This window comes from Vibrio sp. Vb1026, assembly GCF_033338745.1.
Lineage (GTDB): Bacteria > Pseudomonadota > Gammaproteobacteria > Enterobacterales > Vibrionaceae > Vibrio > Vibrio alginolyticus.
In genome coordinates this window covers 16,492-40,798 of sequence record NZ_JAWOTH010000016.1, presented here as the reverse complement: position 1 = coordinate 40,798, position 24,307 = coordinate 16,492, and the positions used below count along the sequence as shown (strand labels likewise).

General features: G+C 44.7%; 29 protein-coding genes. 10 read left to right on the top strand and 19 right to left on the bottom strand.

Annotated features, from left to right (window positions below):
• Positions 1-21 precede the first annotated feature (21 nt).
• From R7E47_RS19410 to R7E47_RS19365, 10 genes are all read right to left on the bottom strand, one after another.
• Entirely contained in the window at positions 22-297 is a 276-nt protein-coding gene (locus tag R7E47_RS19410) for an HPr family phosphocarrier protein (RefSeq protein ID WP_005381120.1), read from the bottom strand.
• Between the two features lie 2 nt (positions 298-299).
• A complete protein-coding gene (rapZ, locus tag R7E47_RS19405) occupies positions 300-1,163 on the bottom strand; it encodes an RNase adapter RapZ (protein ID WP_005388424.1) in 864 nt (287 codons plus the stop codon).
• A gap of 14 nt (positions 1,164-1,177) precedes the next feature.
• A complete protein-coding gene (gene ptsN, locus R7E47_RS19400; protein ID WP_005381116.1) occupies positions 1,178-1,624 on the bottom strand; it encodes a PTS IIA-like nitrogen regulatory protein PtsN in 447 nt (148 codons plus the stop codon).
• A 2-nt stretch (positions 1,625-1,626) separates the two neighbouring features.
• Positions 1,627-1,914: a ribosome hibernation promoting factor gene (gene hpf / locus R7E47_RS19395; protein ID WP_005381114.1), complete on the bottom strand. Its 288-nt coding sequence runs from the start codon at positions 1,912-1,914 to the stop codon at positions 1,627-1,629.
• Positions 1,915-1,938: 24 nt separating this feature from the next.
• A complete protein-coding gene (locus R7E47_RS19390) occupies positions 1,939-3,408 on the bottom strand; it encodes an RNA polymerase factor sigma-54 (protein WP_005381112.1) in 1,470 nt (489 codons plus the stop codon).
• 50 nt (positions 3,409-3,458) lie between these two features.
• The gene (gene lptB, locus R7E47_RS19385) at positions 3,459-4,184 is read right to left on the bottom strand and encodes an LPS export ABC transporter ATP-binding protein (protein WP_005381111.1); all 726 of its coding nucleotides are present in this window, start codon (positions 4,182-4,184) and stop codon (positions 3,459-3,461) included.
• A 1-nt stretch (position 4,185) separates the two neighbouring features.
• On the bottom strand, positions 4,186-4,680 hold the full coding sequence (gene lptA / locus R7E47_RS19380) for a lipopolysaccharide transport periplasmic protein LptA (protein WP_005381109.1): 495 nt from the start codon (positions 4,678-4,680) through the stop codon (positions 4,186-4,188).
• Positions 4,661-5,224 carry an LPS export ABC transporter periplasmic protein LptC gene (gene lptC / locus R7E47_RS19375; protein WP_005381106.1) on the bottom strand — a complete coding sequence of 188 codons (564 nt, stop codon included), beginning with the start codon at positions 5,222-5,224 and terminating at the stop codon, positions 4,661-4,663. Before lptC ends, lptA begins: the two co-directional genes overlap by 20 nt.
• A gap of 86 nt (positions 5,225-5,310) precedes the next feature.
• A complete protein-coding gene (gene kdsD / locus R7E47_RS19370) occupies positions 5,311-6,282 on the bottom strand; it encodes an arabinose-5-phosphate isomerase KdsD (protein ID WP_005381104.1) in 972 nt (323 codons plus the stop codon).
• Positions 6,283-6,311: 29 nt separating this feature from the next.
• Positions 6,312-7,277 carry a calcium/sodium antiporter gene (locus R7E47_RS19365; RefSeq protein WP_005381102.1) on the bottom strand — a complete coding sequence of 322 codons (966 nt, stop codon included), beginning with the start codon at positions 7,275-7,277 and terminating at the stop codon, positions 6,312-6,314.
• Positions 7,278-7,651: 374 nt separating this feature from the next.
• Between R7E47_RS19365 and mlaF the strand changes: the two genes are divergently transcribed.
• The 8 genes from mlaF to R7E47_RS19325 all read left to right on the top strand — a co-directional run bounded on the left by mlaF (position 7,652) and on the right by R7E47_RS19325 (position 13,093).
• The gene (gene mlaF, locus R7E47_RS19360) at positions 7,652-8,455 is read left to right on the top strand and encodes a phospholipid ABC transporter ATP-binding protein MlaF (protein WP_005388422.1); all 804 of its coding nucleotides are present in this window, start codon (positions 7,652-7,654) and stop codon (positions 8,453-8,455) included.
• Entirely contained in the window at positions 8,445-9,236 is a 792-nt protein-coding gene (gene mlaE, locus R7E47_RS19355) for a lipid asymmetry maintenance ABC transporter permease subunit MlaE (protein ID WP_005381100.1), read from the top strand. Before mlaF ends, mlaE begins: the two co-directional genes overlap by 11 nt.
• 2 nt (positions 9,237-9,238) lie before the next feature.
• Entirely contained in the window at positions 9,239-9,727 is a 489-nt protein-coding gene (gene mlaD / locus R7E47_RS19350; protein WP_005381099.1) for an outer membrane lipid asymmetry maintenance protein MlaD, read from the top strand.
• Between the two features lie 2 nt (positions 9,728-9,729).
• A complete protein-coding gene (mlaC, locus tag R7E47_RS19345; RefSeq protein ID WP_005381098.1) occupies positions 9,730-10,368 on the top strand; it encodes a phospholipid-binding protein MlaC in 639 nt (212 codons plus the stop codon).
• Positions 10,368-10,688, top strand: a complete 321-nt coding sequence (locus R7E47_RS19340; protein WP_005381093.1) for a lipid asymmetry maintenance protein MlaB — start codon at positions 10,368-10,370, stop codon at positions 10,686-10,688. The genes mlaC and R7E47_RS19340 overlap by 1 nt, the downstream gene beginning before the upstream one ends.
• A gap of 3 nt (positions 10,689-10,691) precedes the next feature.
• Positions 10,692-10,946, top strand: a complete 255-nt coding sequence (gene ibaG, locus R7E47_RS19335; protein ID WP_005381092.1) for a BolA family iron metabolism protein IbaG — start codon at positions 10,692-10,694, stop codon at positions 10,944-10,946.
• Between the two features lie 9 nt (positions 10,947-10,955).
• Positions 10,956-12,212 carry a UDP-N-acetylglucosamine 1-carboxyvinyltransferase gene (gene murA, locus R7E47_RS19330; RefSeq protein ID WP_005388419.1) on the top strand — a complete coding sequence of 419 codons (1,257 nt, stop codon included), beginning with the start codon at positions 10,956-10,958 and terminating at the stop codon, positions 12,210-12,212.
• Between the two features lie 155 nt (positions 12,213-12,367).
• Positions 12,368-13,093 (top strand): 1-acylglycerol-3-phosphate O-acyltransferase, encoded by a 726-nt coding sequence (locus tag R7E47_RS19325; RefSeq protein WP_005381088.1) that lies wholly within the window; start codon positions 12,368-12,370, stop codon positions 13,091-13,093.
• Positions 13,094-13,178: 85 nt separating this feature from the next.
• Here R7E47_RS19325 and R7E47_RS19320 read toward each other — a convergent pair whose 3' ends face one another.
• From R7E47_RS19320 to arcA, 6 genes are all read right to left on the bottom strand, one after another.
• The gene (locus R7E47_RS19320) at positions 13,179-13,568 is read right to left on the bottom strand and encodes a RidA family protein (RefSeq protein WP_005381087.1); all 390 of its coding nucleotides are present in this window, start codon (positions 13,566-13,568) and stop codon (positions 13,179-13,181) included.
• 130 nt (positions 13,569-13,698) lie between these two features.
• Positions 13,699-14,160: an aspartate carbamoyltransferase regulatory subunit gene (pyrI, locus tag R7E47_RS19315; protein WP_005381086.1), complete on the bottom strand. Its 462-nt coding sequence runs from the start codon at positions 14,158-14,160 to the stop codon at positions 13,699-13,701.
• Between the two features lie 15 nt (positions 14,161-14,175).
• Positions 14,176-15,105 carry an aspartate carbamoyltransferase gene (gene pyrB, locus R7E47_RS19310; RefSeq protein ID WP_005381085.1) on the bottom strand — a complete coding sequence of 310 codons (930 nt, stop codon included), beginning with the start codon at positions 15,103-15,105 and terminating at the stop codon, positions 14,176-14,178.
• 86 nt (positions 15,106-15,191) lie between these two features.
• Positions 15,192-15,287 (bottom strand): hypothetical protein, encoded by a 96-nt coding sequence (locus tag R7E47_RS19305; RefSeq protein WP_005381084.1) that lies wholly within the window; start codon positions 15,285-15,287, stop codon positions 15,192-15,194.
• A 99-nt stretch (positions 15,288-15,386) separates the two neighbouring features.
• Positions 15,387-16,391: an ornithine carbamoyltransferase gene (locus R7E47_RS19300; protein ID WP_042523477.1), complete on the bottom strand. Its 1,005-nt coding sequence runs from the start codon at positions 16,389-16,391 to the stop codon at positions 15,387-15,389.
• Positions 16,392-16,547: 156 nt separating this feature from the next.
• Complete coding sequence (arcA, locus tag R7E47_RS19295; protein WP_005381082.1) at positions 16,548-17,768, bottom strand: arginine deiminase; 1,221 nt, start codon at positions 17,766-17,768, stop codon at positions 16,548-16,550.
• Between the two features lie 583 nt (positions 17,769-18,351).
• Between arcA and rraB the strand changes: the two genes are divergently transcribed.
• Positions 18,352-18,765, top strand: coding sequence for a ribonuclease E inhibitor RraB (gene rraB / locus R7E47_RS19290; protein WP_005381081.1), 414 nt, complete (start codon positions 18,352-18,354; stop codon positions 18,763-18,765).
• A gap of 154 nt (positions 18,766-18,919) precedes the next feature.
• A complete protein-coding gene (locus R7E47_RS19285) occupies positions 18,920-19,720 on the top strand; it encodes a glycosyl hydrolase 2 galactose-binding domain-containing protein (RefSeq protein WP_318084985.1) in 801 nt (266 codons plus the stop codon).
• A gap of 19 nt (positions 19,721-19,739) precedes the next feature.
• Here the strand turns inward: R7E47_RS19285 and R7E47_RS19280 are convergent, their stop codons facing one another.
• From R7E47_RS19280 to R7E47_RS19270, 3 genes are all read right to left on the bottom strand, one after another.
• Positions 19,740-20,645, bottom strand: coding sequence for a bifunctional helix-turn-helix transcriptional regulator/GNAT family N-acetyltransferase (locus tag R7E47_RS19280; RefSeq protein ID WP_318084983.1), 906 nt, complete (start codon positions 20,643-20,645; stop codon positions 19,740-19,742).
• A gap of 115 nt (positions 20,646-20,760) precedes the next feature.
• Positions 20,761-21,165 carry a DUF2061 domain-containing protein gene (locus tag R7E47_RS19275; RefSeq protein ID WP_047103617.1) on the bottom strand — a complete coding sequence of 135 codons (405 nt, stop codon included), beginning with the start codon at positions 21,163-21,165 and terminating at the stop codon, positions 20,761-20,763.
• Between the two features lie 203 nt (positions 21,166-21,368).
• Positions 21,369-24,227 (bottom strand): valine--tRNA ligase, encoded by a 2,859-nt coding sequence (locus tag R7E47_RS19270; RefSeq protein WP_047103615.1) that lies wholly within the window; start codon positions 24,225-24,227, stop codon positions 21,369-21,371.
• Between the last annotated feature and the right edge of the window lie 80 nt (positions 24,228-24,307).

Below are 24,307 nucleotides of genomic sequence, written 5' to 3'. Positions count from 1 at the left end.
GGTAAGAAAAAAGCGAGTAAACTACTCGCCTTCATCAAATTTATCTTCGATCAAATGGCAAACGGCATCCAGTGCTTCTTCCGCTTGCCCACCCGTTGCGTGGATCGTGACGTATTGTCCTTGAGCGGACTCTAGCATTAACAGGCCCATTACGCTGTCTGCTGTGGCGGTTTTGTCTTCTTCATTGTCGATGGTGATGACCGCTTCAAAGCTCTGTGCCAGTTCGACCAGTTTGACTGCTGCACGAGCATGTAAGCCAAGGCGGTTTTGAATCAATACTTTACGACTTAACTCCACGGCTACTCCTTAGCGTTTTTCTCTAGTGAGGTATGGCGAATTTGTACTTGGTGTCCTTTGTTGGCGAAGTATTCACCGATTTGCTGAGTTAAGTACACCGAGCGGTGCTTACCACCAGTACAACCGATTGCAACGGTCAGGTAGCTGCGGTTGTTTTTCTCAAGCAGAGGTAACCAATTCTCTATAAAGCTTTCAATTTGATATTTCAAACTTAACACCGATTGGTGTTGCTCTAAAAATGCGGCGATAGGAGCATCCAGACCTGTAAGCGGGCGTAGTGCTGGTTCCCAATGTGGGTTAGGTAAGAAGCGAACGTCAAATACGTAATCGGCATCGGAAGGCAGGCCGTATTTAAAACCAAAAGACTCAAATACCATAACGAGCCCTTTGCGATCTCTGCCTTCAACGCGCATACGCACGGTTTCACTCAATTCATGCAAAGACTGCCCACTACTATTTAGGACCAGATCTGCATGCGCTTTGAGTGGCGTCAAAATTTGTTTCTCACGCTCGATGGCTTGATCGAGCGAGAGGGAGGTGCCACCTAAAGATAACGGGTGAATTCGGCGTGTTTCGCTGTAGCGTTTGAGTAGCGTTTCTTTATTGGCGTCCAAGAAAAGCATGGTCACATCAAGCTCAGTTTTTAACTGTTCTAGTGTACTCGTCAGTTCTTTTAGCTTTTTAGGAATATTACGAATATCAATGCTGACTGCAACATTCTGTTTGCTGTCAGCAACAGAATGAACAAATGCGTCCAGCAAGTTAACTGGCAGGTTATCAACACAGTAGTAACCTAAGTCTTCCAGTACACGAAGCGCAATACTTTTACCGGCACCTGAGTGCCCGCTAACAACGATTAGTCGCATGGAGTTAGTCCTGCTTATTGGTGAATCATGATGTCGTAAAGTTCTTCATCACTCTGAGCATTACGCAGTAGTTTTAATACTTGCTTATCGCTCAGACGTTCTGCCATAGAGGATAGAGTCTTGAGGTGCTCTTTGCACTGTTCTTCTGGTACAAGGAGCGCAAAAAGAAGATCGACAGGTCGATTGTCAATCGCATCAAATTCGATTGCTTCATCACATTGCAGTAAGACAGCAATGGCCTTGTCGCTTGATTGCATTCTCGCGTGAGGGATCGCAATACCGTTTCCGATACCGGTACTGCCCATTTTTTCTCTATTGAGCATGCATTCGAACAGCTCGGTAGAATCTTGGCCCGTTTGATCAGCCACGATACGGCTGATCATTTCAAGGGCGCGTTTTTTACTCGTGCAGTGGACCGCACTTTTGGTGCAGTCCAATGACAGTATTTCGCTCAGTTGCATGATTAATGACTGTTTAGTTTTTCTTTGTGCTTATTAAGTTGGCGAACCAATTTATCTACCAGCGAATCGATCGCGGCATACATATTTTCGTCATCGGCTGATGCGTGGATTTCGCCTTGATTTATGTGAAGCGTAGCTTCCGCGATTTGAGTAATTTTTTCAACTTTTAGTACAACATGCACTTGATTGATATGGTCGAAGAACCTTTCGAGCTTCTGAAACTTAGAATTTACATAGTCTTGCATTGAATCGGTAAGATCAACGTGATGGCCTTGAATATTGATTTGCATAGACTTTCCTTTTCAGTTAGTGCCTTATAATAGGCGTTTACGCTGACTTGAAGGGGCAATTCCCAAGGATTCGCGATATTTGGCTATCGTACGTCTTGCGACCTGAATCCCTTGGTCAGCCAGAAGAGCAGCAATCTTGCTATCACTCAGTGGTTTGGCAGTATTCTCTGCTGCGACCAGTTTTTTAATGAGTGCACGAATTGCTGTTGACGAACATTCTCCGCCGTTGTCAGTACTAACATGGCTAGAGAAGAAGTACTTCAATTCAAAAATACCACGTGGTGTATGCATAAATTTTTGCGTTGTTACACGAGAAATCGTGGATTCATGCATGTCCACAGCCAAAGCGACATCATTGAGTACCATTGGCTTCATGGCTTCCTCACCATACTCGAAGAAATCTTGTTGATGTTCAACAATACATCTTGCAACTTTGAGTAGCGTCTCGTTTCTACTCTCTAAGCTCTTAATTAACCATTTTGCCTCTTGCAAATTGCTGCGGATGTACTGGCTATCCGCGCTATTACCTTTGCCTAATTGAGCATATTGTTGATTTACTTTTAATTTTGGCACGCTATCCGGGTTTATAGAAACGGTCCATTTGCCATTGTCTTTAAAAACGGATACGTCTGGAATTACGTACTCGGTATCATCAGGAGTGATGCGACTACCTGGACGAGGATCTAACTGTTGGATAAGCTTTAAGACTTCACGCAGATCGGCTTCTTTCAGCTTAGTCTCTTTGATGACGAGCTTGTAGTCACGGTTGCCTAGGTGATCAATATGATCCGCAAGTATCATTTTGGCTTCAGCAAGCCATGGCGTGTCTTCTGGGAAGGTCGTCAGTTGCAGTAACAAACATTCTTGTAAGTTACGCGATGCAACGCCAAGAGGATCGAATTGTTGAATGCGTTTACGAACGGCTTCTACTTCGTCTAACTCTATCTCTTCATTATCGAAGCTCTCATGAATCTCTTCAGGCGACAAAGTTAAATAGCCGTAGTCGTCAACAGCGTCAATAATCGCTAATGCAATCGTGCGGTCGGTTTCACTGAATGGTGTTAGGTCAAGCTGCCACATGAGGTAATCATGTAATGATTCAGTGGTTTCGCCTTGGTAGACGGGCATATCATCATCAAGAGCTAAGCCAGTGCTACCAGTATTCGCGCTGTAGACGTCATCCCAAGTCGTGTCGATTTCAAGTTCAGAGCTAATTTCTGATTTCTCTATCACATCGGAGCTATCTGGAACGTCAATTTCTGTTGGTTCGCTAGCACTGTTGCTATCAGCAGCCTCGACCGCTGACTTATCTTCACCGTTTGCTAGAGGCTCGTCTTGGCCTTCTTCAACTTCCAATAATGGGTTTGAGTCCAACGCTTCTTGGATTTCTTGTTGAAGATCGAGTGTCGACAATTGCAATAAGCGAATCGCTTGCTGCAACTGTGGCGTCATGGCTAACTGCTGACCTAGCTTGAGTTGTAATGAAGGTTTCATTCAGTGTTACTTACCTTGTAATGCTCAGAATCTTACCGTTCCTAATATAATCATAGACGGAATTGTTCGCCGAGATAAACTTGTTTCACCTGTTCATTATTGAGAACTTCTGCCGGAGTTCCCGATGCAATTAGGTGCCCTTGGCTCACGATATAGGCTTTTTCACATACGTCCAGTGTTTCACGTACATTATGGTCAGTGATTAACACTCCGAGACCACGATCGCGCAGATGCTCAATGATTTTCTTGATGTCATTAACCGAAATTGGGTCAACACCAGCGAAAGGTTCATCCAATAAAATGAACTGAGGGTTGGCCGCTAAAGCTCGAGCGATTTCCACCCTGCGTCGCTCACCCCCTGATAGTGCCATACCAGCACTGGTTCTGATGTGCTGGATGTGGAATTCTTCCAACAAATCTTCCAGTTTATCTTGGCGCTCTTCCCTCGTCATTTCTTGACGAGTTTCAAGTACGGCCATGATGTTATCTTCTACTGAAAGCTTACGGAAAATCGACGCTTCTTGCGGAAGATAGCCAATGCCAAGTCGTGAACGGCTATGCATCGGCAAAATACTGATGTCATTGTCGTCAATGGTAATGGTGCCTTCATCGCGAGGTACTAAGCCGACAATCATGTAAAACGAGGTGGTTTTACCCGCACCGTTTGGACCGAGCAGCCCAACAATCTGACCAGATTCAACTTCTAAGCTAACATCAGTGACGACTTTGCGTTTTTTGTAGCTTTTCGCCAAGTTTTTCGCACTCAGTACTGCCATATTAGTTCTCTATCTGATTGGGTTGCAAAATGGTCGTAACGCGCTCTTCCTTAGAGCTATCTGCGACTAGCTTTTGTTTACCAATTTGGTAACGAATCGAAGAACCTTTGATGGTGTTGTTGTCTTGCGCCAGCTGCGCTTGACCTTTCATGGTCAGTTCGTCTGTAGAAATACGGTAATCCAACTCCGTAGCTTGACCACTAAGTGTTTTACCATCGTCCATCAGCTGAGAAAACTTCGCAGGTTTACCAAATGCTTGAATCTGTTTAATTGCTTCGGTTTTAGGATCGCGAGTTACCACGATTCTATCAGCATCGATATTGATGCTCCCTTGCTTAAGAGATACATCGCCTTCAAAAACAACCTGGTTACTCTTCATATCCACCTGTTGGGTGTCAGAGTTTATGTAAACCGGCTGTTGAGTATCCGACTTGAGTGCCAGCGCTTGAGGCGCCGCCAATACCAGTGCCAGTAGGCTAAGGTGTAACGGTTTCATATCGACCTTGAACTTCATCTGTCAGAGTCGCAGTATGCTGTTTTAAGTTGCCTTGCATTGCGCCTCCAGTAGTTTCAAATTGTGGTCCAACCAACATCACTTGTTGGTCAGCTTTAAAATCACGATTGGTTAGATTAATGACCAATTTGTCTGTTGCCATGGTATCAAAACTCGCACCAGGCAGAAGATTTTGCATTAAGACTTTGTCATATAAAGTCAAAACTTGGTCTTCATCTAACACTGCTCTTGTGGCAGTCACCTTCCATTCAATGACGCTACCTTCACGGTAAACCATCAAAGTCGGGTTATTAAAAATAGTATCTCCACTCTTAGCATAATGGTCTAAGTTAGTGGAGCGAATGATGTAACTGCGGACACCATCTTCACCGTAGGTGATGTTTTCTAATCCAGAACCACTGAACATGGGCAGTTCAGAATCTGGTGCTACTTGAATTGCGTCGTTGCCTTTAGGGGTTAGTAGGTAATAACCGCACCACGCTACAACGAAGATCAAGAGCAAATAAATAAGGCGAGTAAAACTCATATAATGAAGGCCTATCGTTTAGCTCAGTACTTCCCTGACCATTGCCTTTATTCGTCTAATAAATGATTTAAATGTTTGTGCTGATATTACATCACGCCAGCTTTTAGTAAATCGTGCATGTTCAGTGCACCCACAATTTTTTCGTCTTTACATAAAATCAGAGCGTTAATGTTTTTATTCTGCATCAAGTTCAAACCTTCAACCGCCAGCATATCAGGGTGTGCTGTGGTTGGGTTTGTCGTCATGACCTCGCCAATTGCCGTCGTATGAATATCGATACGCTTGTCTAAGGTACGACGTAAATCACCATCGGTGAATATACCAAGCATAGCATCGTGCTCATCGACGATGGCTGTCATGCCTAACCCCTTTTCTGAAATTTCAAGCAGGGCATCGCGAATTAATGCGTCAGGAGAAACTTTAGGTAACGCTTCTCCAAAGTGCATAATATCAGACAACTTAAGTAGCAGTTTTCTCCCCAGTGCACCACCTGGGTGAGATAGGGCAAAATCTTCGGCAGAAAAACCACGAGCTTGAAGCAGAGCTACGGCTAATGCATCTCCCATCACTAATGTGGCAGTCGTACTGCTAGTTGGCGCCAGGCCTAACGGACAAGCTTCTTGAGGTACCGTAATTTGCAGGTGTAAGTCAGACAGCTTGGCCATATTTGATTCTGGCTTACCTGTCATGCTGATGATCTTAATATTCAGGCGCTTTAATACTGGAAATAGAGACAGAATTTCGTTTGATTCACCAGAGTTAGAAATTGCCAGCACAATGTCACCAGGGCTAATCATACCCAAGTCACCATGTGCGGCTTCGCCTGGATGAACGAAAAACGCCGAAGTCCCAGTGCTTGCCAGAGTGGCGGCAATCTTGTTACCAATATGGCCTGACTTGCCAATACCCATAACGACAACTTTGCCGTTGTTGGAAAGGATAAGTTCACACGCTTTTTCAAATTGATCATCAAAGTAGGTATCTAGCTCTTGCAGAGCAGCAACTTCGATATCAAGAACTTGTTTAGCAGCAGCGCGAAAATCAAATTGATTGGACATATCAGATCTCTACTTATTGATCGTGGTAATTAAGCGGTCATGTTTGCGAATAAGTACACTTGGTAACCTAAGAAGCACACAAACAAGATGGCACCTTCAATACGGTTAATACTGCGTGATTTACCCAAACACATCGCGACAAGTAACAATGAAACGCCTAACATGACCCAGAAGTCACGTCCCATCGCGTACTCACTGAGCACCGATGGATTAATGATGCCAGGAATCCCCATTACCGCCAGAATGTTAAACACATTCGAACCGATAATGTTACCGACAGCCATGTCGTCTTCACCCTTTAAAACTCCCGCAAGTGATGCGGCCAGTTCAGGCAGGCTAGTGCCAATGGCGATAATAGTTAGACCGATAACAAGGTCGCTCATACCAAAGTGTTTAGCAATAATTACCGCGTTATCAACCAGCATGCTGGCTGCCAAAGGAAGCAGTATCAAGCCAATAACCACCCACATGATTGCTTTAGGGTTACTGACGCCTTCAGGGATCTCTGACTCTTGGTCATCAAGAAAAACATCACCTGATTTTTGCTCTTTGCGGCTGATTTGCAACATAGCAAATAAAAATGCCCCAAAGAGTACAAACAATAAGACACCCTCATAAAAACCGAGATGGCTATTCCAAAGCAGAATACCAGCGAGTACGGTTACGGCTATCATGAGTGGAAGTTCTCGGCGGATGACGGCGGAGCTAATCGACAAAGGCTTGATCAGCGCTGTAATACCTAGGATTAACGCAATGTTCGCTATGTTTGAGCCTAATACGTTACCCACCGCTGTATCTGTTTTGCCATCCCAAGCAGCGGTTGCAGATACCATCATCTCAGGGGCGGATGAGCCCATCGCAAGGATTGTCATGCCGATGACAAGCGGGGAAATGCCGACGTTGCGGGCTATCGCTGCAGAGCCAAAAACAAGTTTATCTGCACTCCAAACAAGCAAAACAAGACCGACTATAAGCAACGCAACGGCTTCGAGCATGAGAATTCCTAAGTATTAAATAAGTAAAATGAATAACCGCTAATTTTGACCTTTTGCGGCCTAAAATGGAAGATAAACGAAGAATAAATTAAAGGTTAGTAACGAAAATGTATGTAAATCTCACTCATTTAAATGAGCAATTCTGGTCTAGGATTTAAACACTTCGTGCTAATTAGGTCATAAACCATGAGAAATTGCAGGGATATACTCGACTTTATTTAATTGAACAGTGCTTTAAATTCAACGCCAATGTGCTTATGATTGCAGCCTAATAAATGTACCGACGTTACTTTATTAAACGTAGAATTCAACTCCGATGAGTATCTGCTTGATGATTCCGTGAGTTGCAACGCTCCTACAGTAGAAGAGATGATATGTCGAACAACGATTTAGTCACCGTGAACAACCTCACTTTTTCACGGGGAGAACGCATGATCTTTGATGATATTGATCTGCATGTTCCTGAAGGCAAAGTGACGGCCATTATGGGACCATCGGGAATTGGTAAAACAACACTGCTGCGTTTGATTGGTGGTCAGTTGTATCCCGAGCAAGGAGAGATCTGGTTTGATGGCGACAATATTCCCTCTCTCTCGCGTAAAAAACTCTACCATGCTCGAAAGAAAATGAGCATGTTGTTCCAGTCAGGGGCTTTATTCACTGATTTGAATGTTTTTGATAATGTCGCCTTTCCATTGAGAGAGCATACCGATTTATCGGAAGATTTGATTCGCACCATGGTGTTACTCAAGCTCGAAGCTGTCGGTCTGCGCGGCGCGGCGCAATTAATGCCGAGTGAGCTTTCAGGTGGTATGGCAAGACGCGCTGCTTTGGCTCGTGCAATCGCACTTGACCCTGACTTGATCATGTACGATGAGCCGTTTGTGGGGCAAGACCCAATTACTATGGGCGTTTTGGTTGAGCTAATTAGCAATCTAAACCAAGCGTTAGGTTTGACCTCTATTGTGGTTTCTCACGACGTACCTGAAGTCATGAGTATTGCTGACTGGGTATACCTGATGGCCGATGGAAAAATCATCGCCTATGGTACGCCAGAAGAGCTGACTCAAAACTCTGATCCTCGTGTCCAGCAGTTCTTACAAGGTGATGCCGACGGTCCTGTACCGTTTCGTTTCCCTTCTCAAAGTATCGAAAAGGACTTATTTGATGGTCGATAACTTCATTCACTTTGTCGCCTCGCTGGGTCGACGCACGCTTTCTATTTGCGGAGCATTTGGTCGTGCGACTTTCATGTTGATTGGGGCGCTATTTTCTAAGCCACAACCGATCAGAAGCTTTCCTCTGCTTGTTAAGCAACTTTATTCTGTTGGTGTTCAGTCGCTGGCGATCATCGTCGTATCTGGTCTGTTCATTGGAATGGTTTTGAGTCTACAAGGCTATGTTGTGTTGGTGGATTACGGCGCAGAAGGCAGTTTGGGGCAAATGGTGGCGCTTTCTTTACTCCGTGAATTAGGACCTGTTGTTACTGCACTTTTGTTTGCTGGTCGTGCCGGTTCTGCGTTAACCGCAGAGATAGGTCTAATGAAAGCAACGGAACAACTGTCTAGCCTTGAAATGATGGCGGTAGACCCATTGAAACGAGTGATTGCACCACGGTTTTGGGCTGGGGTTATCTCAATGCCTTTACTGGCTATGATTTTCATGGCTGTGGGAATTTGGGGCGCTCAGCTTGTTGGTGTTGACTGGAAAGGCGTTGATCACGGCAGTTTTTGGTCAGCGATGCAGTCCTCTGTTGAGCTAGGACAAGACATTGGTAACAGTATGATCAAATGTTTTGCGTTTGCAATTACGGTTACTTGGGTCGCTCTATTTAACGGTTATGATGCTATTCCAACATCGGAAGGGATCAGCCGAGCAACTACGCGCACTGTTGTGCATTCTTCTTTAGCAGTACTAGGATTAGACTTTGTACTGACCGCATTGATGTTTGGGAATTAATCATGCAACAAACACGTAAAACTGAATTATGGGTTGGCAGCTTTGTATTAGCGGGAATTTGCGCGATTCTTGTGATGATTTTTCAAGTTGCTGACGTAAAAAGCATTGGCTCTGGTGATACTTATACCCTCAAAGCCGAGTTCGATAATATTGGCAGTTTAAAAGTTCGTTCGCCCGTAAAAGTGGGGGGCGTTGTGATTGGTCGAGTAAGTAGTATTTCGCTTAACCCAGACAACTTATTGCCAGTTGTAACACTATCTATCAATAGCAAATACAATCAGTTCCCAGAAACGTCGAGCGTACAAATTTTGACATCTGGCCTGATTGGTGAGCAATACATTGGTTTAGTACCTGGCTTCGTTTTTGATGATGAAGTCATGCTGGTGGATGGTGATACCATCGAAGACACCAAATCGGCGCTTGTGCTTGAAGACTTAATTGGTCAAGTACTATACAGCGTAGGTGGTTCAGACGACTCAAGTAAGGAATAACTATGTTAGCGAGATTACTACTTTCAGTTTGTGCTGTGTTTAGCGTCTTTGGAGCAACAGCAGCAGAGGTGGATAAAACTGAACCTTATAAGATGATGAAGCAGGTAGCTGAAGTCACGTTCGAAAGATTGAAAGCCGAACAGCCGAAAATCAAACAAGATCCAAATTTACTTAAAGTGATCGTTGAAGAAGAGCTAATGCCTTACGTCAACTACCGCTATGCAGGGTTAAAACTTCTTGGTCCAAACTTAAAAGGTGCTAAGCGTGAAGATGTACTTGAGTTTATCGATGCATTTCGTGCGTACCTGATTGCGTCTTATGCACAAGTGTTGACGCAATACTCTGACCAAAAAATTGAGTTTGGTCCTGAGCCTAGCATTGATGACTCTAAGCGTATTACAAGCATTAAAGTTGATATCATCGATACTCCGCGTCCAAACATCAAACTTGAGTTTAAACTGCGTAAAGACAACCAGTCTGGTGAGTGGGAAGCATTCGATATGATTGCAGAGGGCATTAGTTTGCTTTCTAGTAAACAATCCGAATGGAACAGTAAAATTCGTCAAGAAGGTATTCTATCTGTTGCTAAAGACCTAGAAAAATTGGCCGCAGAACCGATCCGCTTCGAGGCTAAGAAATAATGGCCCAGACTCCCGCTCAGTGGCAATTGGATCAAAACATTCTTAAGCTAACAGGGGCACTTGATAGAGATACAGTGCCTTCATTGTGGGCGTATGCACAGCAATGGCAACCTGCTCAATCGGAGCTGGAATGCTCGCTAAAAGAGATAGAGCGCGTCGACTCTGCAGGAATGGTGATGTTAATCCACTTATTAGAGCATGCAAAAAAGCAAAACTGTCATATAATGCTCAGTTTCGTGCCGGCGCAACTGCGCACTTTGTTTCAACTGAGCAATGTTGAATCTTTAGTGGCCAAACACATACAGAATTATCAGGGGTAAATTGTGGATAGCGCAAAAGTACAACAGTTATTAGAAGAAGCACTAAACCTTCAAGAAGTGCATGTGAAAGGTGAAGGTAGCCACTATGAAGTGGTTGCTGTTGATGCTTGTTTCGATGGAATGAGCCGCGTTAAGAAGCAGCAGCTAATTTATGCTCCTCTGATGGAATACATCCAGCGTAACGACATTCACGCATTATCAATCAAAGCGTTCACACCAGAAGAGTGGGCTCGTGATAAGAAATTGATGTCGCTTTAAGGTTTATTGATGGAAAAGTTTCGAGTTATTGGGTCAGATAAACCACTAGTTGGTGAAGTGACCATTTCAGGTGCAAAAAACGCAGCACTGCCGATTTTATTTGCGTCTATCTTGGCGGAAGAGCCAGTAGAAGTGGCAAACGTACCACACCTTCGTGATATCGATACAACCATGGAATTGCTTAAGCGTTTAGGCGCGAAAGTAAGCCGCAATGGCTCTGTTCATGTTGATCCAAGCAGTATTACAGAATACTGTGCGCCTTATGACTTGGTGAAAACCATGCGTGCTTCTATTTGGGCTTTGGGTCCTTTGGTGGCGCGCTTTGGTCAAGGTCAGGTTTCTTTACCAGGCGGTTGTGCTATTGGCGCTCGTCCTGTGGATCTACATATTTCTGGTTTAGAGCAGCTTGGCGCAACCATTACATTAGAAGATGGTTATGTGAAAGCAGAAGTGGATGGTCGTCTAAAAGGCGCGCACATCGTGATGGATAAAGTCAGCGTAGGCGCGACGATTACCATCATGTGTGCCGCAGCGCTGGCGGAAGGCACAACAACACTAGATAACGCTGCGCGTGAGCCTGAAATCGTCGATACCGCTGATTTCCTAAATAAGCTTGGCGCAAAAATCTCTGGCGCTGGCACAGATACCATTACGATTGAAGGTGTTGAGCGCCTAGGCGGTTGTAAACACAACGTGGTTGCTGACCGTATTGAGACGGGAACATTCCTTGTCGCAGCAGCAGTATCTGGCGGTAAAGTGGTATGTCGCAACACTAATGCTCATTTGCTTGAAGCGGTTCTCGCCAAGCTGGAAGAAGCTGGCGCGCTTGTCGAAACGGGTGAAGATTGGATCTCCGTTGATATGACCGACCGCGAGCTAAAAGCGGTAAGTGTACGTACTGCGCCACATCCTGGTTTTCCGACGGATATGCAAGCTCAATTTACGCTTCTGAATATGATGGCGAAAGGTGGCGGCGTGATCACAGAGACTATCTTTGAAAACCGCTTTATGCACGTACCAGAACTCATGCGTATGGGCGCTAAAGCTGAGATCGAAGGCAATACGGTTATCTGTGGTGATGTTGAGTCACTCAGCGGTGCGCAAGTGATGGCAACCGATCTACGAGCTTCGGCTAGTTTGGTTATTGCAGGTTGCATTGCTAAAGGCGAAACCGTCGTTGATCGTATTTACCATATCGACCGTGGTTACGACAAAATCGAAAATAAACTGGCTGCACTTGGCGCAAATATTGAGCGAGTGAGCTAGGCAAGTTAAACTGCACCGCAGGTAACTTGGATATCAAGAGAGCCGAAACCTGAGTTTCGGCTTTTTTATATCACTCTCATGACCATATTTTCCCTTTATGGAAAGAGAGATATTAATAGCTGTATCTGGCAAAAGCCGGTTCCTGGAGAACAAGAATGATTGCACTGTTACGTGTATTTGCTGTCGCTATCTTTGCGATTGTTATGTTTATTGGTGGTTGTGGTTACTGCCTATTAAGCCCTAGAAACCCTAAGCACGTTTTCACTTTTGGCCGTTTGTTTGCCAAGATGTCTCGTGTGTTTGGGATTAAGTTAGAGTTGCGTATCCCTGAAGATGCGTATTCACGCGGCCAACATGTTTACATTGCTAACCACCAGAACAACTGGGACATGTTTACTGTTTCTGCGGCTGTGACTCCGAAAGTTGTGACAGTAGGTAAAAAGAGCTTGGCTTGGATGCCACTGTTTGGTCAGCTTTACTGGCTTACGGGTAACATTCTGATTGACCGAGCGAATCGCTCTAAAGCAAAAGGTACTATCGATCAGGTCGTGAGCAGCATGAAAGAAAGTGATGTTTCGGTGTGGATGTTCCCAGAAGGCACGCGTTCTCGTGGGCGTGGTTTGCTGCCATTCAAAACAGGTGCTTTTCATGCGGCAATTGGTGCAGGTGTGCCAATCATTCCTATCGTATGTAGCTCGACGAATAAAATTAAGCTGAACCGTTGGAACAATGGTCATGTGATTGTTGAAATGCTACCTCCAATCAGCACTGAAGGCTATGGTAAAGAGGGCATTCGCGAGTTAGCGAATATCTGTCGTGAACAGATGAAAGAGAAGCTTGAATCGTTAGATGAAGAAGTCAAACAGCGCAACGCTGCTTAAGTTTTACTGCGATATCATCACGAGAAAACAATAAAAAACGGGTAGCCTGAGCTACCCGTTTTTTTATGTTTGTCAGCAAGTGCAATTATTTGCGAACAGCGATTGCTTCAATCTCGATGCCAACATCTTTTGGTAGGCGAGCCACTTCTACACAAGAGCGTGCAGGGTAGTTTGCTACGCCGTGCTCATCAAAGAACTTGCCGTAAACTTCGTTCACTGTGCCAAAGTCATTTAGGTCTTTAACAAAAACCGTTAGCTTTACAATATCAGATACTTTAAGACCTGAAGATTCAACTACAGCCTTTACGTTTTCTAGAGACTGACGAGCTTGTTCTGCGATATCAGCAGACACTTCACCTGTCGCTGGGTTTACTGGGATTTGGCCTGAAGTAAGAACCATGTTACCTAGATCTACGCCTTGAACGTAAGGACCGATTGCTGCTGGTGCAGACTCAGTGTGAAGTACTTTCGTCATTTGATTTTTTCCATCAGTTGTAGGGAATAAAGATTCTCAGTTTGCCTCTAAACCCTCGGTAGGTAAAGAGCAAAATACCCCGACATTGCAGGGTATTTTAAACGTATCAAAGCCTAGTCGTGCGGCGTGTTTATCGCTCGGTTACGATCTCGCGTGAGAACACTTTCTCGCAGTATTTACACTTTAGGCGGATTTCTTGTTTCTTCTCGAACACGCTAAAGCTGCTTTCTACTGGTTCATTATGAGAAATACAGTTTGAATTCGGGCATTCAAATACATCATTGATGCGCTCAGGAAGCTCTAACGCTAGCTTTTTCACCACTTCATAATTCTCGATTTGATTCACGGTCGCGTGAGGAGCATACAACGCTAGCTTGCTCGCTTGCTCTTCATTGATAAACACATTTTCGATTTTGAGTAGATCTTTATGACCGAGTGCTGATGATGGCAAGTTCAGTCCAATCGTTACGCGTTGTGATGAATTGTGCATATCGAACAGTCTTAATACTTTGATACCGATTTGCGCAGGGATGTGGTCGATGACCGTACCATTTTTGATTGCTTCTACCTGCAATTGAGTTTCTTTAGCCATGATTTTTCCCCTCGATTACAGTGTTTCGTTTAGAACAAGCGCCAGCAGTGCTTGGCGAGCATACACGCCATTTTGAGCTTGCTGGAAGAAGTAAGCATGAGGCGTTTTATCAACATCAGTTGTGATTTCATCCACACGTGGTAGTGGGTGCAGTACTTTCAAGTTCTCACGCGCGCCTTCTAGTAGTGCCGCCGTTAGGATGTAAGCCGACTTAATATGTGCGTATTCCGATTCGTCAAAGCGTTCTTTCTGTACGCGTGTCATGTACAGAATATCCAGTTCAGGAATCACACTTTCCATGTCTGTGTGTAGGCTATATTGAATGCCAGCTTCGTCTAGTTCTTCGCAGATGTAATCTGGCATTGCCAGCGCATCTGGTGCAACAAAGAAGAAGCGGATGTTGTTAAACTTTGCTAAGGCTTGAGTCAGTGAGTGCACTGTGCGGCCATATTTTAGGTCACCTACGAATGCGACGTTCAGGTTGTCTAGACGCCCTTGTGTTTCCGCGATGGTGTATAGGTCGAGTAGCGTTTGAGTTGGGTGTTGGTTTGCACCGTCGCCCGCGTTGATCACTGGCACGCCATTTGAAAATTCAGATGCCAAGCGAGCGGCGCCTTCTTGTGGATGACGCATCACAAAGGCATCGACGTAAGAAGAGATGACTTGTACTGAATCTGCGAGTGTTTCGCCTTTCTTCGCCAGAGAGGTATTACCATCATTATCAAAGCCAATCACGTCACCACCAATGCGCTGAATCGCTGTTTCAAACGATAAACGTGTACGTGTTGATGGTTCAAAGAAACAACTTGCAACGACTTTGTTTTTAATCAGTTCTGGTCGAGGTGCTTTTTTAAGGCTACCTGCTGTTTCTACGATAAGTTCCAGTTCTTCGCGTGAAAGCTCTGGAATAGAGATGATGTGCTTCTGGTAAAGCGAGTTCGCCATGATCTTCTTCCCTATAACATTGATGACTACATCCAAATAACCGAAAGGAATTTTGGACATAAAAAAACCTCCCCAATGGGGAGGTTTTAAAATTCAATAGAATTAACGAAAATAACACCACGTAAGCGTAGTCGCTTAGCGAGAGCAAATCGCGTTTTTACGTCAGCAATCAGCGTGGTCATTTCTTAATCCTCAGACAAATTGCCGAGCATTATACGCTTAACTTTCGTGAGCGCAAGCGATTACATCATGGTTTTTATCGGCTGTTTTTGCGCGCTGGTTTAGCTTCCTAGCGTCGCAACCATCACGGCTTTGATGGTATGCATACGGTTTTCAGCTTCGTCGAATACGATGGAGTATTCCGATTCAAATACCTCTTCTGTTACTTCAAGGCCTTTCATACCGTATTTTTCAGCGACTTCTTTGCCGACGGTGGTTTCATCATTGTGGAAAGCTGGAAGGCAGTGCATGAATTTCACATGTGGATTACCCGTTTGCTTAATCACGTCCATATTGATTTGATAAGGTGTCATTAACGCTACACGTTCATCCCATGCCTCGGCAGACTCACCCATAGACACCCAAACGTCGGTGTATAGGAAGTCACAACCTTTCACACCTTCCTCAACGCTTTCTGTTAACGTGATTTTTGCACCGGTTTGTTGCGCGATAGTTTGACAAGTTGCCACGAGATCTTCTTCAGGCCAGAACGCTTTTGGCGCGACAAGGCGAATATCCATGCCCATTTTCGCTGCGCCCACCATAAGTGAGTTACCCATGTTGTTGCGCGCATCACCTAGGTAAGCGAAGGTTACTTCATGTAGCTGTTTACCACGGCCGTGCTCTTGCATGGTCAGGAAGTCAGCAAGGATCTGGGTTGGGTGGAACTCATCCGTTAAACCATTCCACACTGGAACACCAGCATAAGTACCAAGCTCTTCAACAATGGATTGGCCAAAGCCTCGGTATTCAATCCCGTCATACATACGACCAAGGACGCGAGCGGTGTCTTTCATCGATTCCTTATGACCGATTTGCGAGCCAGAAGGGCCGATGTAAGAGACTTGAGCACCTTGGTCAAAGGCAGCGACTTCAAACGCACATCGGGTACGAGTCGAAGATTTCTCAAAGATTAGTGCGATGTTTTTACCTTGAAGTTTCTTCTGCTCTGTTCCTGCATATTTAGCTTTTTTTAGCTCTGCAGACAGTTCGAGCAAAAACTGGATTTCTTTGGTTGAGAAGTCCAATAGCTTCAAAAAGTTGCGGTTACGTAAATTGAAAGCCATAGCTCGTCCCTTAGTACATGTGATTAGATTAATAGAATTCATTAAAACATATAAATGCTTTTATTGTGAATAATTATTTTTAATTAAAGCTAAAAAAGGTTGATGTATTCACATCAACCTTAGTTTTGATTCACCTAATGTAAAGGGACGAGTAAGTTATATATCGTCTCGTTCTATTGGACAGCTCATACAGCGAGCGCCACCGCGACCACGACCAAGCTCGTTACCAGGTACTGTCAGTACTTTGATGCCAGCTTTATCGTATTTTTCGTTGGTGTATACATTGCGTTCGTAACCAATTACTACGCCCGGTTTTACAGTTAGAACGTTATTGGCATCATTCCATTGTTCGCGTTCCGCTTCATAGCTGTCACCACCCGTGGTGATGATTTTCAGCTGATCTAAGCCAAGAGCGGACTCAATCGCGTGCAGATAGTTATGTGAGGCTTCAACATGCATTTCACCGTTGCCTTTTGGTGTTAAGCGCCATGTGTCGAGATCTTTGCGCATGATCTCTGGGTAGACAGAGAAAGTATCTACATCCATATGGGTCATCACAGTGTCTAAATGCATACATGAACGGTGTTTAGGCAGATCAATTGCAATAACTTCGGTAGCTTGGCCTGCTTTAAATAGGCTCGCTGCAAGGTTCTCTACACCTTGAGCAGTCGTACGCTCAGACATACCGATAAGAACTGCACCTTTACCAATAACCAACACATCACCGCCTTCGACATTCGCATTATCATAATGCAGATCATCGTCACCGAAGTATTTGATAAAATCTTGGCCAGCAAAAATTGGGTGCCAACGATAAATCGCACGTAAGTGGTTTGTTTCACGTTGGCGTGCAGGCATCATCATTGGGTTGAGCGATACACCACCATAAACCCAGCATGAGGTATCACGAGTAAAGAGGTGATTAGGCAGTGGCTCAATAACAAAGTCGAGAGGACGCTTCATTTTTGGCAGCATAGAAGATGAGGAGATCGGTAGCTCTGAGTAAGCTAAGCCACCTAAAAAGATGCAGGCAAGGTGTTCATCATCCATTTCTGAAAAGTATTGGCGTAGGTCTCGCGCAAAGGTTGGCCCGTAACGAAAGTCAGAAATCTGAGTGTTCAGCAGCCATTGTTTTGCTTCTGGAACGGCGAGGGTTTCGACCAGTAAATCGTGGAGGAGAAGCACTTCAACGTCTTGCTCGCGCAGCGTACGTGCGAATGCATCGTGCTCTTCACCTGCCGCTTCTACAGCAAGAACGTCATCAAATAGCAACTCATGACAGTTTGACGGAGTTAAGTGGGTTAGGGCGCGTTCAGGGCGATTTAATAGAACTCGTCGAAGTTGACCAACTTCTGATCCAACGTACAGCTTGCTCATTTTGTATCCTTACAAATTTTCCAGCCATTAGTTATGACAAGCTTCCTAGAAAGATGCAAGTTATCAAGCTTTGTTTATATTCTGGTGTTTCTGGTTTTGTGAGTTTTTTATTTTTATTTTGATTCTTATTAAATTTATTATTAGATATAAATGCTATTTTGCTAAAATTAGAGTGCGTGCGTTTTTATTCTAATTTTCCCGTTGAGAAAGAATACACGCACAGTGCATAAAACGTGCATTTTTATTCTAAATTATGCATTATTAAAGTGAATTTATTCGTTATGCTTCTTCGTTTTACACGTGAGTGTATTCAAGAAAGCATCATAAACACGCATAGAAAGAGAAAATAACCACATTAAGTGTCAATTAGGATGTTCTGAATATTAAAAAATGCCATTCTTTGTTAATTTTTTGTTTCTTTGTGTGGTCGGTTTAATATTTAGATTCAAATAACCGATAAGAATCGCAGTGGTATGATGTTTGTTTGTGGCTTTTCATCGCAATCCATGCCATATTTCACCGGATCAGCATACTCAGTATCGGGTATTGTGTTTCCATCAAGTAACTAATCTGGAGCCAAAACATGTCTCACGAAGATGAATATCTATCAGTAGAAGAATTAATTGAGATTCAAAAGGAAGAGACTCGCGATATCATTGCAGCATTGCTAGAAGATGGCAGCGATCCAGATTCGCTATACGAAATTGAGCACCACCTGTTTGCCGAAGATTTTGACACGCTAGAAAAAGCGGTAGTTGAAGCATTCAAGATGGGCTTTGAAGTTCTTGAAGCAGAAGAAACTGAAGATGAAGATGGTAACAAGTTGCTTTGCTGTGATGCGACTATGGAGTCCGCACTAGACGCAGAAGCGATTGATGCGCAAGTTGAAAAATTGATTCACTTGGCAGAAAAATACGACATAATCTATGACGGTTGGGGTACGTACTACGAAGGCGAAGATGCGCTTTACCCTGAAGAAGATGAAGACGACGAGTAATCAAAGCTCACTACTTTTGGAAAAACCAGCGTTTAACGCTGGTTTTTTTATACCTTGAAAAACTGACGAATGTGGAGGCGATAAATAATTCACATTGAGTTTATAGGGGGTTTCTCCCTATAATGCGTGAAAATTGATCTAGCTCAAGGTGTATATGCAACTCTCACTCGCCGGTTTATGGCAAGTCTCTCCACTGACGGACCTTTCTATCCCACAGGATGACATTACTTTCCCTGCTCCTTTGAGTCAGGTATTGCCAGCTGAACTGACAGAAGAAGCAATTCGTCAGCAAGAGTGGCACCTGATGCATGACATTGAAGTGGACGAATCCATGATGGCATTCCCAGCGGTAGAAATGGTGTTGGGTGGTGTGGATTACCATGCAGAAGTGCGTTTGAACGGAGTAGCATTGTTTGACTGTGACGGTTCTCAAAATGTCTACAAGAAAGACATTCGCCCGTTCATGCAGATGGGGCGCAACCGTTTTGAGATCCTATTCCTTGAGGAAGAAGAAGATCTTCTGTTGGATGAGGATAAACCGGAGTTGTGTTCACTTGCAGATCATGAATACCAAAAGAGTGACGAGCGCTTAGGGGTATGGCAAGAGCCGTATCTGCAGTTCATTCGCAATGTACGTTTAGACCGCGTGGCAACCGAGCAGATTTGGCACCACGGTGGTGGTTGCGAGTTTAAAGTAGACTTGTACTATCAAACTTTTGCGCCGGGTCTGGTCTCTGCATCGGTTAAGTTTAATGGTATGACTTACCATATTCCTATTGATGTCCGAGCGGAGCATGCGAGCGCTTTATTCCAGATCGAAGCGCCAAAGTATGCCGATCTTACTGGTCCTGATCCAAGTGATCTCTACCAGTTGTCTGTTGAGTTGGATGGGCAGCACCAAAACTTCACTGTTGCCTTGAGCCAGGAGCTTTGTGTTACCCATGTTGTGCTTTAACGTCTAATAATATTATCTATTACAGCATCTTAAGCATTACGACTTCACATGCATCATGCCCTGTTTGTCCAAGCGGGGCATCGAGATGCTCAAAGCCTAGCTTTTCATACAAGCTTACCGCTTCTCTCAGACATTCAGTTGTCTCTAAATAGCACTGCTGATACCCAAATTGTTTCGCCAATTGTAAGCTCAATGCGACGATGCGTTTGGCTAAACCGTGTCCTCGTGTTTGAGGTAAGAAGTACATCTTTTGTAGTTCACACACATTTGGCTCGCCAGCTAAAGGGGCAAAGCCACCGCCACCAACGATCTCTCCGCGATGTTCAATGACCCAATAGGCGGCCCTGTTTTGATTGTACACCGAATACATATCATCAAGCGTTGGATCGGCCACACCATAACCTTTGTCTGCGGTTAAGCCGTATTCAGCAGAGACTTTACGAATCACATCTGCGACTTGCGGGTTGTCTGCTTTAGTAAGAGGTCGAAGAACGTATTCCTCAGACTGACACACTTTTGTTAGCCCTTTTAGGTAAGTCTCTAGACCAAGTTTGAGTTGCTCTTGCTCGCTGTCATCGAGTTGGGTAAGCAGTTGTTCAAAGAAGTAGTTTTGCTGTTGGTCCAGTTGCGATAACGCCAGTTGGCCTTGCTCTGTAATCGCGACGAGTTGACTACGTTTGTCTTTTGGGTTTTCGATGCTCTCGACCAAACCTAATTTAATCAAACCAGTAACGGTTCGGCTCGCGTTGGACTTGTCGACATTAAGCTGCTGTGCCAGCTGATTGATGGTCAATGGCTGCAATTGGATTTCACCCAATGCGTGCGCTTGCACTGGAGTGAGAGCGACATCGCCGCATTGTTTATCAAGCATACCAAGCAATCGGACGGCTTGACGGGAGTAGTGTCGAAGTTGACGAGCGTTCATTATCACTTACCTCTAAAAATAAAGTTGCGTACCGCAATTAAATTAATTGCGGTGCGCAACCTTGTCAATGGTAAATGTCATTTTGCTCGTTAGGAGACGTAGTGAGCCTCAATGTTTAAGCGTGGTGATGTAAACAAAACTGCGGTGCTGGAGTTTTTTCTGATGATTTACGCATCCATACTTTCTCGTGGAAGTAGTAAGCCACCGTGTTCAAACTTGGCTCTAACATCGCCATTACGCCGCCGACAAATGCATCACCTGTTAGTAAGTAAACCACGGTAAAAGCGACGCTGAAGTGCACGATCGCAAAGCTTGCGGTTTTTAATTTGGTCATCCACTGACGAGCTTTAAGTGCTGGGACTTTTGCCCATGCCTTTTCATGAAAGTAGAAGGCTACGGTGTTCACTGAAGGCTCAATCATGGCAATTAAACTACCAATTAGAATGTCGCCTGTGAGTACGTAAGCGACACTAAATGCGATAGTAAAATGCAGTGCTGCGAAAGTTAGTGTCTTTTTCATGATAATTACTCAATCGTGTTTGTTTCGATGAGCTTATTATCGATAATAATTCTCATTAATGCTAATGGGTAATGAGTATTGTTGTGATAGGGGGAAGCTATTGATGATGGTTTTGGTGAAATGTATACAAAAAAGGTTGGCCATGATGACCAACCTTTTGAACCAAAAAGTGAGAAGTGCTAATTCTTCTCTTTCACTGAGGCTTAAAGCGCAGCGATCGTTGTCTTCTGCTCTTCTAGCTTAGCTAGCGTTTCTTTGTAGCCTTCAAGCTTCTCACGCTCTTTAGCAACAACTGCTTCAGGTGCTTTCGCTACGAAGCCTTCGTTACCTAGTTTGCCTTCGATACGCTTGATTTCGCCGTGAGTCTTCTTGATTTCGCCATCTAGACGAGCAAGCTCAGCATCTTTGTCGATCAGACCTGCCATTGGGATCATCAGCTCAGACTTACCAACCAGTGCTGTCGCACATGCAGGAGTTTGTTCGCCAGCTTCAAGCACGCGTACTGCTTCTAGCTTCGCTAGTGACATCAGTACTTGCTTGCTTGCTTCTAGACGAGAGGCATCTTCTGCATTTGCTGCTTTCAGCATAACGTCAAGCGGCTTACCAGGGTTGATGTCGTATTCAGCACGTAGGTTACGGATGCTGGTAATGAACGCCTTCACCCATTCGATATCATCTAGCGCTTCTTGGTTGAAGTTTGCTTCGTCGAATTGAGGCAGTGCTTGAAGCATGATTGTCTCACCTTCTACACCTTCAACTAGTGGCTTGATGCTTTGCCAGATAGTTTCAGTGATGTAAGGAATCACAGGATGAGCCAGACGTAGAGTCTTCTCAAGTACCGTGATTAGTGTACGGCGAGTACCACGCTGTTGCGCTTCAGTACCTTTCCATAGAACGGGTTTAGTTAGCTCTAGGTACCAGTCACAGAATTGGTTCCAGATGAATTCGTAAAGCGTGTTCGCAGCCATATCTAGACGGAAGTTGTCGATATGGTTGTTGAACGCTTTCGCTGCAAGTTCAAACTGAGACTCGATCCATTTGTCTGCTAGTGAGTATTCAATCTCACCACCGTTGAAGCCACAATCTTGCTCTTCTGTGTTCATCATTACGTAACGGCTTGCGTTCCATAGTTTGTTACAGAAGTTACGGTAACCCTCAAGACGCTTCATATCCCAGTTGATATCACGACCTGTTGATGCCATTGCTGCAAGAGTGAAACGTAGTGCGTCTGTACCGTATGCTTCGATACCGTTTTCAAACGTCTTACGAGTGTTCTTCTCGATCTTCTTCGCTAGCTGAGGTTGCATCATGTTGCCACAACGCTTCTCTACTAGAGACTCTAGGTCGATACCATCGATCATGTCGATTGGGTCAAGTACGTTACCTTTCGACTTAGACATCTTGTCGCCGTTTTCATCACGGATTAGACCAGTAACGTAAACCGTCTTAAATGGTACTTGTGGTTTGCCGTTTTCGTCTTTCACGAAGTGCATGGTCATCATGATCATGCGCGCAACCCAGAAGAAGATGATGTCGAAACCAGTTACTAGAACGTCTGAAGGGTGGAATACTTTCAGGTCGTCAGTTTGCTCTGGCCAACCTTGAGTACCGAATGTCCATAGTGCAGAAGAGAACCACGTATCCAGTACGTCTTCGTCTTGGTGCAGTTCAATGACTGACTCTAGGTTGTTGTTCTTACGAACTTCTTCTTCAGTGCGACCTACGTAAACATTACCTTGGTTGTCGTACCAAGCTGGGATGCGGTGACCCCACCATAGCTGACGAGAGATACACCAGTCTTGAACGTCACGCATCCAAGAGAAGTACATGTTTTCGTACTGCTTAGGAACAAATTGGATGTCGCCGTTTTCTACTGCTTCAACTGCAGTTTTCGCTAGAGGCGCAGTACGTACGTACCATTGGTCAGTTAGCATTGGTTCGATAACCACGCCACCACGGTCGCCGTAAGGAACTTGTAGATCGTGATCTTTCACTTCTTCAAGTAGGCCTAGCTCGTCGAATTCAGCAACGATAGCTTTACGAGCGGCAAAACGCTCCATACCGTGGTATTTAGCTGGTAGCTCAGTGCTGTAAGCGTCGCTTGCTTCGCCGTTGGTGTTGAATACTTCAGAAGCATCACGGATGTTTGCGTCGAAAGTCAGAATGTTGATCATTGGTAGCTGGTGGCGCTTACCTACTTCGTAGTCGTTGAAGTCGTGCGCAGGTGTGATTTTCACACAGCCAGTACCTTTTTCCATATCTGCGTGCTCATCGCCCACGATTGGGATGCGACGATCAACGATAGGAAGGATGATTTCTTTACCGATAAGATCTTTGTAACGTGGATCTTCTGGGTTAACTGCAACACCCGTATCGCCTAGCACGGTCTCTGGACGAGTCGTTGCAACAACGATGTAGTCTTTGCCATCGGCTGTTCTAGCGCCATCTGCTAGTGGGTAGCGGAAGTGCCACATGTGGCCTTTAGTGTCTTTGTTCTCTACTTCTAGATCTGAAATCGCTGTGTGTAGCTTTGGATCCCAGTTAACCAGACGCTTACCGCGGTAGATTAGATCGTCTTCGTATAGACGTACGAAGACTTCTTGAACGGCGTTAGATAGACCATCGTCCATCGTAAAGCGTTCACGATCCCAGTCTACAGATGCGCCAAGACGACGAAGCTGCTTAGTGATAGTGCCGCCAGATTCGCCTTTCCATTCCCAGATTTTGTCGATGAAAGCTTCACGACCGTAATCGTGTTTTGTTTTGCCTTCTTCTGCAGCGATCTTACGCTCAACAACCATCTGAGTTGCGATACCAGCGTGGTCAGTACCTACTTGCCAAAGGGTGTTTTTACCCTTCATACGTTCACAACGGATAAGCGTATCCATGATCGTATCTTGGAACGCGTGGCCCATGTGTAGGCTACCAGTGACGTTCGGTGGCGGGATCATGATGCTGTATGATTCTTTAGTAGTGTCACCGTGTGGCTTAAAGTAGCCTTTCTCTTCCCAAGTCTGATACAGAGCTTGTTCGATTGAAGTTGGGTTGTATGTCTTTTCCATAGCGCTCTTTTAATGGATACGTTGATGGTTGAATCTTAGTCAATCTTTATAAGTGAGGGATCTTAACAAGATCGCCTTAA